Below are 15,141 nucleotides of genomic sequence, written 5' to 3'. Positions count from 1 at the left end.
CGGCGCGCCTGCCTACGCCACCGGCTCCAGCCCCGCGGCGCGCAGCGCCGCCCGGCCCTCCGGCGCGGCCAGCGCCGCCAGCAGCGCCGCCGCTTCGGCCGATTGCGGGGCCGCGCGGGCGCTGAACAGGGCGCGCTGCTGCAACGCCTCGGGGAAGCGGGCGAAGACCTCGGCGCCGGGCACCATCAGCAGCTCGCTCACCTGCTGCACCGCCAGGTCGGCCTCGCCGGTCAGCAGGCGCTCGGCGGTGAAGCCCTGGGGGATGACCAGGGCCTTGGGGCGCACCGCTTCGGCGATGCCCAGGCGCTCCAGCACGCCTTCCAGGTGGATGCCGCTGGCCCCGGCGCGGCTCCAGCACGGGCGGCGGGCGGCCAGCAAGGCGGCGCGGAAGCCGGCCTCGTCCGCCACCTCCGGCCGCGGCGCCCCGGCGCGCACCGCCAGGCCGAGGGCGGAGCGCACCAGCGGCACGCGCGGGCCCTCCGCCAGCGCCTCGTCCGTGAGGATGAGGAGGTCGGGCGCCGCGCCTTCCGCCAGCCGCCGCAGCGCCAGGGTGGTGGGCAGCCATTCGGCCTGCACGGCGAAGGGCAGGCGCGGCAGGATGTCGCGCTCAAGCGGCAGCCGCACCGCCAGGGTGGACAGCAGCCTCACCGGCGTTGCGCCCCGTCCAGCGCCTGGCGCGCCCAGGCGGGGTCCACCCGCAGCACCGGGGCGGGGGCGGGCGCGCCGGGCGCCGCGGCGGCGGCGGGCACCACGGCGGCGGGCGGCCCGGCGCCGGGGTCGGCCAGGATGACCGGCATCAGCGGCCCGGCGCCCGGCGGGGCGGCGCCGGGGTCCTCCAGCACGCCGGGCAGGGCGGCGTCGCTGCCCGCGCGGCCCAGCTCGGCGTCGCGGCGCTGCTGCACGACGGAGCGCAGGCGGGCGTAGAAGTCCAGGCTGTCGGCGCGCAGGGCGTCCAGCGTCTCGATGTTCTCCGCGCGCAGGTCCAGCCCGCCCAGCGTGCCGCGCCCCACGCCCACCAGCCCGTTGACCGTGCGCCCCACCACGTAGCCGCCGGCCAGCCCCACCGGGTTGGCCAGGGTGTCCACCCCCTGCCCCACCGCGTCGCGCAGGTTGGTGGGGCCCAGGATGGGCAGCATCAGGAACGGCCCGTCCGGCAGGCCGTAGGCCGCGAGCGTCTGGCCGAAATCCGCCGGGCGTTCCACCGCGCCGGCGGGGGTGGCGACGTCGAACACGCCCAGCAGCCCGGCGGTGGTGTTGATGTAGAAGCGCATCAGCGTCTGCCCGGCGTCCAGGAAGCGGGCCTGCAGCAGGTTGTTGGCCAGGATGACCGGCTGGTTGAGGTTGTTCAGCACGTTGCGGATGCCGGTGCGCACCGGCGTGGGCAGCGCCTCGCGGTACGCCTCGGCGGCGGGGCGCAGCACGGCGGCGTCCACCCCCTCGTTGAAGGCCAGCACCTGGCGGTTCTGCGCCTCGAAGGGGTCGCGCGGGTCGGCGCCCGGCGCGGCGGCGCAGGCGGCGAGCAGCGGCAGCAGGAGCAGGGCGCGGGGCATGGCCCAGGCTAGCAAACCGGCGGTGGCGGCGCGATGGTGCGGGCGTGAGCATCCTCGCCATCCTGTGCGCGCTGCTGGCGCTGGCCGGCGCGGCCCAGGCGCTGCTGGCCCGCCGCGCCCTGCGCCGGCTGGCCGCCACGCCGCCGGCCGCAGCCCCCGCCCTGCCGGCCAGCGTGCTGAAGCCGCTGCACGGCGCCGAGCCCGGGCTGGCGGGGAACCTGCGCGCCACCCTGGCGCAGCGCCACGCCGCCCCCTTCGAGGTGCTGGCCGCGGTGGCCGACCCCGCCGACCCGGCGCGGGCGGTGGCCGCGGCGCTGGGCCTGCGCGTGCTGGCCGGCGGCGCCGTGCTGGGGGCGAACCGCAAGGTGTCGCAACTCGTTCACCTGTCCGGCGCGGCCGCGCACCCGGTGCTGGTGGCCGCCGACGCCGACATGCGCTGCCCGCCGGAATGGCTGACGGCGGTGACCGCCCCGCTGGCCGACCCGGCGGTGGGGCTGGTGACCTGCCTGTACCGCGCCGAGGCGGCGGATGCCTCGCCCTGGTCGGCCCTGGCGGCGCGCGGGGTGGACTGGCACTTCCTGCCCAACGCGGCCCTGGGCGAGGCGCTGGGCAAGGCGCAGGGCTGCTACGGCGCCACCGTGGCCCTGCGCGCCGAGACGCTGGAGCGGCTGGGCGGCTTCCGGCGCTTCCTGGAGCTGCTGGCCGACGACCACGCCCTGGGCATGGCGGTGCGCGGCCTGGGGCTGCGGGTGGTGGTGGCCCCGGTGCTGCCGGCGCACCTGATGAGCGAGCCCTCCCTGCCCGCGCTGTGGCGGCACGAGCGGCGCTGGGCGCGCACCCTGCGCCTGCTGGACCCCTGGGGCTTCGCCGGGCTGGCGCTGACCCACCCGCTGCCCTGGGCGCTGGCGGCGCTGGCCCTGGCGCCCGGCGCGGCCACCGCCGCCGTGCTGGCCGCCGCCGGCGCCGCGCGGCTGGCCCTGGCGGCCGGGGTGGACGGGGCGCTGGGGCGGCCGCCCTCCCTGCGGCGCTGGGCCGCCTTGCCGATCCGTGACTTGCTTTCCTTCGCCGTCTGGGCCACGGCTTGGGGGTCCGGGCGGGTGGACTGGCAAGGCCGCCGCTACGCCCTGACCCCCGCCGGCCGGATGACGGAGGCGGGCGACCCCGGTTGATGAGGCCCGAACCGCCGATGATGCGCACCCTGTTCCTCCAGGCCCCGTCCTTCGACGGCTTCGACGGCGGCGCCGGCGCCCGCTACCAGGCGCGGCGCGAGATCAAGTCCTTCTGGTTCCCCACCTGGCTGGCCCAGCCCGCCGCGCTGATCCCCGGCTCCAGGCTGGTGGACGCGCCGCCGCACGGTCTGGGCCTGGAGGACGTGGCGCCGATGGCGCGCGACTACGACCTGTGCGTGATGCACACCTCCACGCCCTCCTTCGCCTCCGACGTGAAGGTGGCGGAGCGGCTGAAGCAGGTGAACCCCGCGCTGCAGATCGGCCTGATCGGCGCCAAGGTGGCGGTGCAGGCCGAGGAATCCCTGCGCGACGCGCCGGTGATCGACTGGGTGGCGCGCAACGAGTTCGACTTCACCTGCAAGGAGGTGGCGGAGGGCGTGCCGCTGGCCGAGGTGAAGGGCCTGTCCTTCCGCGCCCCCGACGGCAGCATCGTCCACAACCCCGACCGCCCGGTGCTGGAGGACATGGACGCCCTGCCCTTCGTGAGCGAGGTGTACAAGCGCGACCTGGACTGGACGAAGTACTTCATCGGCTACCTGAAGCACCCCTACGTGTCCTTCTACACCGGGCGCGGCTGCAAGAGCCGCTGCACCTTCTGCCTGTGGCCGCAGACGGTGGGCGGGCACCGCTACCGCACGCGCTCGGTCGCGCACGTGATCGAGGAGATCAAGTACATCCAGGCCAACTTCCCTGGCGTGCAGGAGATCTTCTTCGACGACGACACCTTCACCGACGACCTGCCGCGCGCCGAGGCCATCGCGAAGGAGCTCGGCAAGCTGGGCGTCACCTGGTCCTGCAACGCCAAGGCCAACGTGCCGCGCAAGAGCCTGGAGGTGATGCGCGCCAACGGCCTGCGCCTGCTGCTGGTGGGCTACGAGAGCGGCAACCAGCAGATCCTGCACAACATCAAGAAGGGCATGCGGGTGGAGGTGGCGCGGCAGTTCACCAAGGACTGCCATGACCTCGGCATCGCCATCCACGGCACCTTCATCCTCGGCCTGCCGGGCGAGACGCAGGAGACCATCGAGGAAACCATCCGCTTCGCCATCGAGACCAACCCGCACACCATCCAGGTGTCGCTGGCCGCGCCCTATCCCGGCACCTTCCTGTACGACCAGGCGGCGCGCGAGGGCTGGCTGGACACCGCCCACACCGACTACGTGGACGCGCATGGCGTGCAGATCGCGCCGTTGCACTATCCCGGCCTGAGCCACCAGGAGATCTTCGACGGCGTGGAGCGCTTCTACCGCCGCTTCTACTTCCGCGTGCCGAAGATCGCGAGCATCTGCGGCGAGATGGTGCGCGACCGCCAGATGCTGGTGCGCCGCCTGCGCGAGGGGGTGGAGTTCTTCCGCTTCCTGAAGGACCGCAAGGTCGCCAAGGCGGCGTGAACGCGCGCCGCCTCATCCTCACCGCCGACGACCTCGGCCTCGCCCCCGCCACCAACGAGGGCATCGAGCGCGCCCACCGCGAGGGCGTGCTGACGGCGGCCTCCCTGATGGTGGGCGAGGCGGGGTTCGAGGAAGGCGTGCGGGTGGCCCGCGCCAATCCCGCCCTCGCCATCGGGCTGCACCTCACGCTCACCGATGGCGTGCCGGTGCTGCCCGCCGCGCGCATCCCCTCGCTGGTGGGCAAGGATGGCCGCTTCCGCGACGACATGGCGGCGCTGGGCCTGTTGCTGGCCCTGTCGCGCGAGGCCCGCGCCGAACTCCATGCCGAGGTCGCGGCGCAGCTCGCCCGCTTCGCCGACACCGGCCTGCGCTGCGACCACGTCAACGCCCATAAGCACTACCACCTGCACCCGCACATCGCCGCCGCGCTGATGCAGGCCGCCGCCGGCGCCGGCATCCCCTGCATCCGACTGCCGCAGGAAGACCCGGCGCTGATCCGCCGCGCCGACCCGGCAAGCCCGCAGCTGCCCTACGCCATCCTCAACCGCTGGTGCGGCGTGCTGCGCCGGCGCGCCACCAACTGGGCGCTGCGCGCGCCGGACCGGGTGGTGGGCTATGCCTGGTCCGGCGCCTTCACCCCCGCGCGGCTGCGCGCCGTCCTCCCCCTGCTGCCCGGGGGCGTGACGGAGCTGTATTTCCACCCGGCGACGCAAGGCGGCTTCCCCGGCTCGGCGCCCGGCTACCGCTATGCCGAGGAGCTGGCGGCCTTGACCGACCCGGCAGTGCGCGACCTGCTGGAAGGCACCCCACGCGGCGGCTACCGGGCGATGCTGGGGGTTGCGCCCTCCGCCGACCGCGGGCTTTGAACCGCCTCGGCCTGCTGCTGGCGCTGGGCGGGCTGGCGCTGGCGCTGGCGGTGCTCGCCACGCAGGATCTTTCGGCCATCGCGGCGCTGCTGCGCACGGCGGGCCCGGGGCTGGTGCTGGTGGCGCTGGCGCATGTGCCTTCCATGGTGCTGAACGCCTGGGCCTGGGCGGTGCTGATGCCTGGCCGCAGCCGCCCCGCCCTGCCGCTGATGACGCTGAACGTCTGGGTGCGCGAATCCGTGAACGGCCTGCTGCCGGTGGGCCGGGTGGGGGGCGAGGTCGCCTCCTTCCGCCTACTGCGCCGGCAGGGCGTGCCCGCCGCGCCCGCCGCCGGGGGCCTGTTAATGGACGTGGCGCTGTCCATCCTGTCCCAGCTGCTGTTCGCCCTGCTGGGGCTGGCGCTGCTGGCGGCCGGGGGTGGGGCCATCGGCTGGGGTGGGCTGCTGCTGGGAATGGCCGGCGGCGCCGCGCTGGGCGGCGCCTTCATCGCCGCCCAGCGCCTGGCGCTGTTCGGCCGCATGGCCGGCGCGCTGAACCGCGTGGCGGCGGGAAGGCTGGAGGGCTTCGCGGCGCAGGCCGGGCGGATGGACCGCTACGTCCGCCGCGCCTGGCGCCGCCCGCGCGCCATCGCCCTGTGCTTCGGCTGGCAGTTCCTGGCCTGGATCGCCGGCGCGCTGGAGATCTGGGTGGCCTTCCAGGTCTTCGGCCTGCCCTTCGGCTTCGCCGAGGCCCTGGTGCTGGAGGCGCTGATCCAGGCCGTCTCCTCCGCCGCCTTCCTGGTGCCCGGCGCGCTGGGCCTACAGGAGGCCGGGTTCATCGGCATCGGCGCGCTGGTCGGCATCCCCGCCGCGCCCGCCGCGGCGCTCGCCATCGCGCGCCGCTTCCGGGACCTGTTCCTGTTCCTGCCCGGCCTGCTGGCCTGGGCCTGGCTGGAGCGCCGCAACCCGCCCTGACCCTGGGCCGTTCCCACCCGCACAAGACTGCCAGAGGGGAACACCCAGCCATGCGCAAGATCCTGCTGACCCACATCTGCCTCGCGCTCGCCGCCATGCCGGCCTATGCCCAGGGCAACCTCGGCACCTCGGCGCAGGCGCCGGGCACCGGCATGTCCCGCTCGGTGGACACCACCTCGCCCAACACGACCGACCCGCTGCGCTCCGGCGGGCAGGTGACGGATGGCCGCTCCTCCGGCGCCACCTCCGGGCCGAACGCCACCGCCGAGACGCGCCCGAACATGGGCGCGCCGATGGGGGTGAACCCGGCCGCCGGCACCGCCGGCAGCGGCAACGCCTCCGGCGCCACCTTCGGCTCCTCCACCTCCGCCGCGCCCTCGGGCGTGCCCGGCTCGGGCAGCGGCACCGGGGTGTCCGGCACCCAGATGGGCTCCTCCACCTCCGCCGCGCCGACGGTGACCAACACCACCGGCACCGCCGGCAACCGCCCGATGGGCCAGGCCGGCACGCCGGCCGCGGGCCAGGCGGGCACCGCCACCGGCTCGACCTCGGCCATCACCAACAACACGGTGGACGGGCGCAACAGCACGGGCGCGGCCACCGGCCAGAACGCCACCATGCCCACCGGCGCGGCCGGCGGCACGGCCACCGGCAGCAACGTGACCAATGCCCCGGTCGGCGCGGCCATGGACAACAGCCGCGGCGGACGCGAGGCCGCGGCCAACGACAGCGACCGCCGCGACCGCGACGGGCGGGTGAACGTGGTGCCCGCCGGCACCGCGGGCGTGGGCGACCAGCCCGGCGCCAACTCCTTCACCGAGGGCCAGGCCCGCGCCCGCATCGAGGAGGCCGGCTTCTCCCAGGTGGGCGAGCTGACCCGCGACAACAACGGCGTCTGGCGCGGCCAGGCGATGCGCGAGGGCCGGCAGGTGCAGGTCGGCCTGGACTTCCAGGGCACCGTGACCTTCCGCTGATCCAGGGAACCCGAACCATGCAGACCATCGTCAAGCTCTTCGACAGCTACACCCACGCCGAGGCCGCCGTGCGCGACCTGGAGGCCGCGGGCTTCGCCGCCGCTGACATCTCCATCCTCCACCGCCGCGCCGATGGCGAGATCGCCGACGCGCGCGACGGGGACGGCGACGCCGACTCCGGCGCGGGCATCGGCGCCACGCTGGGCACCGTGGTCGGCGGCGGCGCCGGCATCCTGGCCGGGCTGGGCCTGCTGGCCATCCCGGGCCTCGGCCCGGTGGTGGCGGCCGGCTGGCTGGTCGCCACCCTCACCGGCGCCGGCGTGGGCGCCGCGGCGGGCGGCATCCTGGGCGCGCTGACCGGCGCCGGCGTGGACGAGGCCGACGCCCATGTCTACGCCGAGGGCGTGAAGCGCGGCGGCACCCTGGTGACCATCCGCGCGGCCGACGCCACCCAGGCGGCCAACGCCGAGACCATCCTGGCCCGCCACCAGCCCGTGAGCCTGCGCGAGCGCGGCGAGAGCTACCGCTCCGCCGGCTGGCAGAACTTCGACCTGGAGTCGGGCGAGATGGGCCGCGGCGCCGGCCACATGGACGCCAACCGCGACCCGGCCGTGGCGCCGGCCCGCGCCCAGACCCACGCCGCCGACAGCACGGCCACCCGGCCGACGCTGGACGGGCGGGTCTGACTCAGCGCCGGGGCCGGAACACCTCGATTCCGGCCCCGGACGCCTCCGGGAAGATCTGCGTCTTGGTGATGGCCACGCGGGCCGCCGCCACCCGGCCGTCGCGGAAGCATTCGGCCAGCAGCTCCTCGGCCAGGGTTTCCAGCACCTCCACGTGCGGCCGGCCGCGCCAGCCGCGCACCAGGTTCCGCACCCCGTCATAGTCCACGATGGCCCCGCCCAGCGCGTCGGCCGGCACGAACATCTCGGCGTCCACCCGCAGTCGGTTGGGGCGCTCCGGATGGCGCTCCCACGGGTGCAGGCCGATGGCCACCTCCACCTCCATGCCCAGCACGCGGGAGGCGACGTAGCCGCGGGGGAACAGGGTCATCGGGTCCATGCGGCTTCTCCGGGGGGGAAGGCGGCGCTATAGGCGAGTCCCCCCTTCCCGACCAAGAGGCCCCCTTGCCCGGCATCCTCGTCACCGGCGGCGCGCGGCGCATCGGCGCCGCCATCAGCCGCCACCTGGCCCAGGCCGGGCTGCCCGTGGTCATCCACCACCACACCGGCGGCGACGACGCCGCCGCCCTGGCCGCCGAGATCGCCGCCGCCGGCGGCCAGGCCTGGACGCTGGGCGCCGACCTGTCGGACGCCGCCGCCGCCGCCGCCCTGCCGGCGCGGGCCGGGGCGCTGTGCGGCGGGCTGCACGGGCTGGTGAACAACGCCTCCCTGTTCCTCTACGACACGCCCTCGGCCTTCCAGGCGGCGCAGTTCGCCCGACAGGCGGCGGTGAACCTGCTGGCGCCCGCCCTGCTGACCCAGGGCTTCGCGGCGCAGCTGCCCGAGGGGGCGGAGGGCGCGGTGGTCAACCTGCTGGACAACCGCCTGTGGGCGCCCAACCCGGACTACTTCACCTACGCGCTCGGCAAGTACGGGCTGGCGGGGATGACGGAGATGGCGGCGCTGCACTTCGCCCCGCGCATCCGCGTCAACGGCGTCGCCCCCGCCATCACCCTGGTGAGCGGCGAGCAGAGCGCCGCCAACTTCGAGCGCGCCCATCGCAACAACCCGCTGGGCGCCGGGGTGGAGCCGCAGGACGTGGCGGAGGCGGTGCTGTTCCTGCTGCGCGCGCGGCGCGTCACCGGGGAGGTCATCGTGGTGGATGCGGGCCAGAAGCTGCGCCGGCGCGGCCGCGACGTGGCCTTCCCGGCATGAGCGCGCATCCCCTGCGGCTGCGGCAGGTCTTCGTCCGCGGCCTGCAGCTCCAGGCGCGGCTGGGCGTGCATGCGCACGAGAAGGCGGCGCCGCAGCGCATCCTGGTGCATGTGGAGCTGGCGGTGGAGGACGAATCGGCCGCCATCGGCATCGGCCCGGACGACCTTGCCCGCGTGGTGGACTACGAGCGCGTGGTGGAGGCCGCCCGCAGCGCCGTCGCCCGCGGCCACGTGATGCTGGTGGAGACCCTGGCGGAGACGGTCGCCGCCGCCGCGCTGGTGGACCCGCGTGTCAAGCTGGCGCGGGTGTCCATCGAGAAGCCCGACGCCTTCCCCGACATCGCCTCCGTCGGCGTGACCATCGAGCGGACGCGGCTCTAGGCCGAGTCAAGCGGATTCCGGGGGGCAAAAAATTTCGTCCACCGCTGCAACCGGAATCCTTTGCGCGCCTCGTCCGTCATGGGATTGACGCATTCCCAGGGTCGCAATCCTGGAAAATCGTTCAAAAACAAGGGCTTGACTTATTGCACAAAACGGCAGCAATCGCGGCCAACCCCAGGATGCGCCTGGGGCGGCGGGCCGAACCCGCTTGATCTCCCACAGGCTTATCCACAGCTTCCGTGGACAAGTCGCGTTTCCCCGAAGGCATGACCGAGGACATCACCGAAACCCCCGCGCCGCCGCCCATGCAGGGGCTGCAGGTGCTGGAGGAAGCCCTGCCCACCCTGCCGCTGACGCCCGGCTGCTACCGCATGCTGGATGCGCGGGGCGACGTGCTCTACGTCGGCAAGGCGCGGGCCATCCGCAAGCGCGTCTATTCCTACACCCAGCTCGCCCGTCTGCCCGAGCGGCTGCGGCGCATGGTGCACGAGACGCGGCGCCTGGAGGTCGTCACCACCGCCAGCGAGGCCGAGGCGCTGCTGCTGGAAGCCAACCTCATCAAGAAGCTGCGGCCGCGCTACAACATCGTGCTGCGCGACGACAAGTCGTATCCCTGGCTGCTGATCACCGACGACCACGCCTTCCCGCAGATCGCCAAGCACCGCGGGGAGCGCCGCAAGGGCGCCTCCTACTACGGCCCCTTCGCCTCCACCTGGGCGGTGAACCAGACGCTGACGGCGCTGCAGCGCGTGTTCCTGCTGCGCTCCTGCAACGACACCGTGTTCGACAGCCGCGACCGGCCCTGCCTGCTGCACCAGATCAAGCGCTGCTCCGCCCCCTGCGTCCGCCGCGTCGAGCAAGGCGCCTACCGGGAGCTGGTGGAGGAGGCCAAGCAGTTCCTCGCCGGCCAGGTGCCCTCCATCCAGAAGCGGCTGGCGCGCGAGATGGAGCAGGCCGCCGAGGCGCTGGAGTTCGAGCGCGCCGCCGCCCTGCGCGACCGCATCCGCGGCCTGACCCACGTGCAGGGCCACAGCCGCATCAACGTGGAATCCGTGGCGGATGCCGACGTGGTGGCGCTGCACATGGCGGCCGGGCAGTCCTGCGTGCAGGTCTTCTTCTTCCGCGGCGGCCGCAACAACGGCAACCGGCCCTATTTCCTGTCCCATGCGCGGGCCGACATCACGCCGGAGGAGGTGATGGGCTCCTTCCTCGCGCAGCTCTACGACGACGACATGCCGCCGCCGCCCCTGGTGCTGCTGAGCCACGCCGCCCCGGAAGGCGAGCTGCTGGGCGAGGCGCTGGCGCTGAAGGCCGGCCGCAAGGTGGAGCTGGCCACCCCCCAGCGCGGCGAGAAGCGCGCCCTGGTGGAGCACGCCGCCACCAACGCGCGGGAGGCGCTGGAGCGGCGGCTGGCGGAATCCACCGCCCAGGCCGCCCTGCTGGACGGCGTGCAGGCCCTGTTCAACCTGGATGGCCGGCCCGAGCGCATCGAGGTCTACGACAACAGCCACATCCAGGGCACCGCCGCCTATGGCGCGATGATCGTCGCCGGGCCGGCCGGCTTCATGAAGGCCAACTACCGCAAGTTCGCCATCAAGGACGCCAAGCCGGGCGACGATTTCGCCATGATGCGCGAGGTGCTGGAGCGCCGCTTCGGCCGCGCCCTGAAGGAGGACCCGAGCCGCGGCGGCGATGGCTGGCCCGACCTGGTGCTGATCGACGGCGGCCAGGGCCAGCTGTCCGTGGCGCGGGAGGCGATGCGCGAGCTGGGCCTGGAGGACATCCCGCTGGTCGCCATCGCCAAGGGCGTGGACCGCGACGCCGGGCGCGAATGGTTCCACATGGACGGGCGCGAGGCCTTCCAGCTGCCACCGCGCGACCCCGTCCTCTACTACCTCCAGCGCCTGCGCGACGAGGCGCACCGCTTCGTCATCGGCGCCCACCGCGCCGGCCGCGCCAAGGCGATGGTGAAGTCGGAGCTGGACGACGTCCCCGGCGTCGGCGCGGCGGTGAAGAAGCGGCTGCTGAACCATTTCGGCTCGGCGCGCGGGGTGCGCAACGCGGGCGAGGCTGACCTGGCCGCCTGCCCCGGCATCGGCCCCGGGCTGGCGCGGAAGATCCACGGGCATTTCCATCCCGGCGCGGCGCAAGCTAAGTAGGGTGGCGTGCCCACCGACCTGCCCAACCTGCTGACCATCTCGCGCATCCTGGCGATCCCGGTGATGGTGCTGCTGGCGGCGTTCCGCGAGCCCTGGGCGGACATGGCGGCCTGCGCCGTGTTCAGCGCCGCCGCCATCACCGACTACTTCGACGGCAAGATCGCGCGCGACCGCCAGATCACCAGCGATTTCGGCCGCATGCTGGACCCCATCGCCGACAAGCTGCTGGTGGGCGCGGCGCTGATGTGCCTGGCCGGCTTCGACCGCCTGCCCAACTGGTCCCTGCTGCCGGCCATCATCATCCTGCTGCGGGAGATCCTCGTCTCGGGCCTGCGGGAATACCTGGCCGCGCTGCGCATCGGCCTGCCGGTGACGCGGCTGGCCAAGTGGAAGACCGGCTTCCAGATGGGCGCGCTGGGCGTGCTGCTGGCCGGCGACAGCGGCGCCGCCGCCATCGGCCTGGGCGCGCTGCCGGTGGGCGCCATCGGCGAGGCGATGCTGTGGGCCGCCGCCGCCCTGACCCTGATGACCGGCTGGGACTACCTGCGCGCCGGGCTGCGCCACGCGACGGGCGGCACAGCCACCCGGCCTTGAGATTCCCCCCTTCGCGGCGCATTGTCGCCCGCGATGAATCCCCCCTTCCGGGAGCCCGTGATGGCCCTTCGCCTCGTGCCGCTGCTGCTCTGCGCCGCCCTGCTGGGGGGCTGCGCGGCGATGGAGCGCTCCTTCTCCTCCATGACCGACGGGCTGACCGACATCTCCCTGCGCAACGGGCCGCAATGGGGCGGCCCGCGGGTGGGCGTGGAGGAAAGCCTGACCGTGCAGCGCGTGCGTGCCGGTGGCGCCGCCGGCCCGACGGCGGACATGGCGGTGCTGCGCCCCGAGGCCGGCGACGTCTGGCCGCGCGAGGAAGCGCCGCGCGCCACCCTGGCCAACCCGGACGAGGCGCTGCGCGGCTTCGGCAACCAGCGCATGGGCCTGAGCGACCCGGCCACGGAGGCCGCGCGCCCGGCCCGGCGCGGCTCCTCCTCGCCGCCGCCCGACGCGCTGAACCCGATCCAGCCGCAGAACGTGGTGCCGCCCACCGTGCCGATGCCCGCGCCCCCGCCGCGCCCGCTGCGCGCGGACGAGGTGGGCGGCGTGCTGCCCACCCTGCGCGGGCCCGCCACCGTCACCACGCGCTCGGGCAATGTGGGCACCACCATGGAGCCCGGCGGCGTGCCCGGCGTGGCGATCCGCGACGGCGGGGTGACCACCATCCTGCGCCCCGGCCTGCCGCCCGAACAGGTGCCGACCCCGCGATGAAGCTCCTCTACTTCGCCTGGCTGCGCGAGAAGGTGGGCCTGGCCGAGGAGGAGATGCCCCTGCCCGAAGGCGTGCGCGACGTGGCGGGGCTGATGGCCCACCTGGCGACGCGCAGCCCCGGCCACGCGGCGGGCTTCGCCAATCCCTCCGCCCTGCGCTGCGCGGTGAACCAGGATTTCGCCACCCCCTCCGACCCGGTGCGGGAGGGCGACGAGGTCGCCTTCTTCCCGCCGGTCACCGGCGGCTAGCCATGCTCAAGGTCGCCGTCACCGAAGCCGCCTTCGACCTCGCAGCCGAGGCCGCCGCCCTGCAGGGCGCGGGCGAGGTGGGGGCGCTGGCCTCCTTCACCGGCATCTGCCGCGCCGACCAGGGGCTGCGCGCCATGGTGCTGGAGCACTACCCGGCCATGACCGAACGCGCCCTGCGCGGCATCGCGCAGGAGGCGATGGCGCGCTGGCCATTGTCGGGCTGCACCGTCATCCACCGCCACGGCCGCATGCTGCCGGGCGACCCCATCGTGCTGGTGCTGACCGCCAGCGCGCATCGCGCCGCCGCGCTGGAATCCTGCGCCTTCCTGATGGACTGGCTGAAGACCAAGGCCCCCTTCTGGAAGCGCGAGGAATGGGAGGACGGCAGCACCCGCTGGGTGGAAGCCCGCGCCGCCGACGAGGACGCCGCCGGCCGGTGGTAGCGGCCGCCATCGCGCTGGGCGCCGTGCTGCTGTGCTGGCCCGCCTTCCTGAACGGCTGGCCCATCGTGTTCAGCGACAGCGGCGCCTTCCTGGCGCAGACCGTCGTGCCGCTGATGATCTGGGACAAGCCCTGGATCTACGGCCCCTTCATCCTGCCCTTCCACTGGCACGTCACGCTGTGGGGCGTGGTGCTGGCGCAGGGGGCCATCACCTCGCACCTGGTGTGGCTGCTGGCGCGGGAGGCCGGGCGGGCGCGGCCGGCCTTCCACGTCGCGCTCTGCGCCGCGCTGGCGGTGCTCAGCACCGCGCCCTGGTTCGTGGCGCTGGTGATGCCCGACATCCTGGTGCCGGCGGCGTTGTTGTGCGCCGCGCTGCTGGGCTGGGGCTGGGCCGGGCTGCGGCGGTGGGAGCGCGCGTGGCTGATGCTGCTGGGCAGCGTGGCGGCGGCGGCGCACTTGTCCAACATCCCCATGCTGCTGGCGGTGCTGGGCGGGGCGGTGCTGCTGCGCCACTGGGGGCCCTTGCTGCGCGCCGCCATCCCGCTGGGGGGCGCGGTGGCGCTGCTGCTGCTCACCAATCTCGTCGGGCATGGGGTGGCGGCGCTGTCGCCCCACGGCTCCACCTTCCTGCTGGCGCGGCTGGTGGCGGATGGGCCGGCGGCGCGCACGGTGGAGGCGCTGTGCCCCGGCAGCGGCTGGTACCTCTGCGCCTTCGCCGGCCGCCTTCCCGCCGATTCGGATGACTTCCTGTGGCTGCCCGGCAGCCCGGTGAACCGCGACCCCGCGGGCAACGCCATCTTCCTGGGCGGGGCGAAGCTGGCGCCGGAGGCGCGCGCCATCATCCGCGAGACGCTGCGGCGAGAGCCGCTGGCGGTGGCCGGCCACGCCCTGCTGAACTGGGGCCGCCAGCTGCGGCTGATGGCGGTGGGCGACGTGCTGCCGGCGGCCGCCGTCGGCGGTTCCGTCCGCCCCGGCCTGGCGGAGGGCTTCCCCGCTGCCGAGATGCGCCGCTACGAGGCGGCGTTGCAGCAGCAGGACCGGCTGGCGGAGCAGGCGCGCGCCATCGCCTGGCTGCACCCGCTGGTGGTGGCGGCCTCCGCGCCCCTGCTGCTGCTGTGGGCGTGGCGGGCCTGGCGGCAGGGCGACCGGGTGGGCGCGGGGCTGCGGGTGGCGATCATCCTCGGTGTGCTGGGCAACGCCGCCGCCACGGGCATGCTGTCCAAGCCGCACCACCGCTACGGCGCGCGCGTCGCCTGGCTGGTGCCGCTGGCGGCGCTGCTGCTGACGCGCCGCCCGGCGCCGGGGGTGGAGGTGCCGGGCTACCGGCGCATCCGCATCGGCGCCGGTTGACGCCGGCGGGCGCCCCACGCACCAGAGGCGCAACGGCGCAGCCGAGCGCCAGCCAGCCAGCGCCGACCCGCCAGGACCAGCGCCCCACGCACCAGAGGCGCAACGGCGCAGCCGAGCGCCAGCCAGCCAGCGCCGACCCGCCAGGACCAGCGCCCCACGCGCCGGAGACGCAACGTCGCAGCCAAGCGCCGGCCAGCCAGCGCCAACCCACCAGGACCAGCGCCCCCGCGCGCCAGAGGCGCCACGGCGCAGCCGAGCGCCGGCCAGCCAGCGCCAACCCACCCCAGGCATCGACACCGCGGACGGAGAATGCGCGCGCACGGCGCGCGCCGGCACCCTTCAGGGTGCCGAAGCCAAGGCGGGCGGATGCCCGCCGCCCGGCGTAGCCGCCGCCCCGGGCGGCGGCGGTGAGGGCAC

Annotated in this window: 17 protein-coding genes; 14 read left to right on the top strand and 3 right to left on the bottom strand. The window is 74.8% G+C overall.

Annotated features, from left to right (window positions below):
- Nucleotides 1-12: 12 nt before the first annotated feature.
- Nucleotides 13-648, bottom strand: a complete 636-nt coding sequence (locus ACI6QG_RS05860) for a substrate-binding domain-containing protein (protein ID WP_407023636.1) — start codon at nucleotides 646-648, stop codon at nucleotides 13-15.
- Nucleotides 645-1,550, bottom strand: a complete 906-nt coding sequence (locus tag ACI6QG_RS05855) for an MlaA family lipoprotein (protein WP_407023635.1) — start codon at nucleotides 1,548-1,550, stop codon at nucleotides 645-647. The genes ACI6QG_RS05860 and ACI6QG_RS05855 overlap by 4 nt, the downstream gene beginning before the upstream one ends.
- Before the next feature lie 44 nt (nucleotides 1,551-1,594).
- Between ACI6QG_RS05855 and hpnI the strand changes: the two genes are divergently transcribed.
- The 6 genes from hpnI to ACI6QG_RS05825 are packed head-to-tail and all read left to right on the top strand — an operon-like array spanning nucleotide 1,595 to nucleotide 7,649.
- Nucleotides 1,595-2,719: a bacteriohopanetetrol glucosamine biosynthesis glycosyltransferase HpnI gene (gene hpnI, locus ACI6QG_RS05850; protein WP_407023634.1), complete on the top strand. Its 1,125-nt coding sequence runs from the start codon at nucleotides 1,595-1,597 to the stop codon at nucleotides 2,717-2,719.
- Nucleotides 2,720-2,736: 17 nt separating this feature from the next.
- On the top strand, nucleotides 2,737-4,170 hold the full coding sequence (gene hpnJ / locus ACI6QG_RS05845) for a hopanoid biosynthesis associated radical SAM protein HpnJ (RefSeq protein ID WP_407023734.1): 1,434 nt from the start codon (nucleotides 2,737-2,739) through the stop codon (nucleotides 4,168-4,170).
- Nucleotides 4,167-5,036 carry a hopanoid biosynthesis-associated protein HpnK gene (gene hpnK / locus ACI6QG_RS05840; protein ID WP_407023633.1) on the top strand — a complete coding sequence of 290 codons (870 nt, stop codon included), beginning with the start codon at nucleotides 4,167-4,169 and terminating at the stop codon, nucleotides 5,034-5,036. Before hpnJ ends, hpnK begins: the two co-directional genes overlap by 4 nt.
- A complete protein-coding gene (locus ACI6QG_RS05835; protein WP_407023632.1) occupies nucleotides 5,033-5,989 on the top strand; it encodes a lysylphosphatidylglycerol synthase domain-containing protein in 957 nt (318 codons plus the stop codon). The genes hpnK and ACI6QG_RS05835 overlap by 4 nt, the downstream gene beginning before the upstream one ends.
- Nucleotides 5,990-6,039: 50 nt before the next feature.
- Nucleotides 6,040-6,963 carry a hypothetical protein gene (locus ACI6QG_RS05830; protein WP_407023631.1) on the top strand — a complete coding sequence of 308 codons (924 nt, stop codon included), beginning with the start codon at nucleotides 6,040-6,042 and terminating at the stop codon, nucleotides 6,961-6,963.
- A 17-nt stretch (nucleotides 6,964-6,980) separates the two neighbouring features.
- Nucleotides 6,981-7,649 (top strand): hypothetical protein, encoded by a 669-nt coding sequence (locus tag ACI6QG_RS05825; RefSeq protein ID WP_407023630.1) that lies wholly within the window; start codon nucleotides 6,981-6,983, stop codon nucleotides 7,647-7,649.
- Nucleotide 7,650: 1 nt separating this feature from the next.
- Here ACI6QG_RS05825 and ACI6QG_RS05820 read toward each other — a convergent pair whose 3' ends face one another.
- A complete protein-coding gene (locus ACI6QG_RS05820; protein ID WP_407023629.1) occupies nucleotides 7,651-8,025 on the bottom strand; it encodes a dihydroneopterin aldolase in 375 nt (124 codons plus the stop codon).
- A gap of 65 nt (nucleotides 8,026-8,090) precedes the next feature.
- Between ACI6QG_RS05820 and ACI6QG_RS05815 the strand changes: the two genes are divergently transcribed.
- From ACI6QG_RS05815 to ACI6QG_RS05780, 8 genes are all read left to right on the top strand, one after another.
- Nucleotides 8,091-8,840: an SDR family oxidoreductase gene (locus ACI6QG_RS05815; protein WP_407023628.1), complete on the top strand. Its 750-nt coding sequence runs from the start codon at nucleotides 8,091-8,093 to the stop codon at nucleotides 8,838-8,840.
- Nucleotides 8,837-9,220, top strand: coding sequence for a dihydroneopterin aldolase (gene folB, locus ACI6QG_RS05810; protein WP_407023627.1), 384 nt, complete (start codon nucleotides 8,837-8,839; stop codon nucleotides 9,218-9,220). The genes ACI6QG_RS05815 and folB overlap by 4 nt, the downstream gene beginning before the upstream one ends.
- A 266-nt stretch (nucleotides 9,221-9,486) precedes the next feature.
- A complete protein-coding gene (gene uvrC / locus ACI6QG_RS05805) occupies nucleotides 9,487-11,379 on the top strand; it encodes an excinuclease ABC subunit UvrC (protein ID WP_407023626.1) in 1,893 nt (630 codons plus the stop codon).
- Between the two features lie 6 nt (nucleotides 11,380-11,385).
- Nucleotides 11,386-11,973, top strand: a complete 588-nt coding sequence (gene pgsA, locus ACI6QG_RS05800; protein WP_407023625.1) for a CDP-diacylglycerol--glycerol-3-phosphate 3-phosphatidyltransferase — start codon at nucleotides 11,386-11,388, stop codon at nucleotides 11,971-11,973.
- Between the two features lie 60 nt (nucleotides 11,974-12,033).
- The gene (locus tag ACI6QG_RS05795; RefSeq protein WP_407023624.1) at nucleotides 12,034-12,684 is read left to right on the top strand and encodes a hypothetical protein; all 651 of its coding nucleotides are present in this window, start codon (nucleotides 12,034-12,036) and stop codon (nucleotides 12,682-12,684) included.
- A complete protein-coding gene (gene moaD / locus ACI6QG_RS05790) occupies nucleotides 12,681-12,932 on the top strand; it encodes a molybdopterin converting factor subunit 1 (RefSeq protein ID WP_407023623.1) in 252 nt (83 codons plus the stop codon). The genes ACI6QG_RS05795 and moaD overlap by 4 nt, the downstream gene beginning before the upstream one ends.
- A 2-nt stretch (nucleotides 12,933-12,934) precedes the next feature.
- Complete coding sequence (locus tag ACI6QG_RS05785; protein ID WP_407023622.1) at nucleotides 12,935-13,375, top strand: molybdenum cofactor biosynthesis protein MoaE; 441 nt, start codon at nucleotides 12,935-12,937, stop codon at nucleotides 13,373-13,375.
- Entirely contained in the window at nucleotides 13,369-14,724 is a 1,356-nt protein-coding gene (locus ACI6QG_RS05780; protein WP_407023621.1) for a hypothetical protein, read from the top strand. Before ACI6QG_RS05785 ends, ACI6QG_RS05780 begins: the two co-directional genes overlap by 7 nt.
- Nucleotides 14,725-15,141 lie beyond the last annotated feature (417 nt).

Origin of the sequence: Sabulicella flocculans (genome assembly GCF_045449635.1) — a bacterium.
In the GTDB taxonomy this organism is placed as follows: Bacteria; Pseudomonadota; Alphaproteobacteria; order Acetobacterales; family Acetobacteraceae; genus Roseococcus.
Note: the sequence above shows the minus strand (reverse complement) of the source record. Positions and strands in the feature narration are given on the sequence as shown.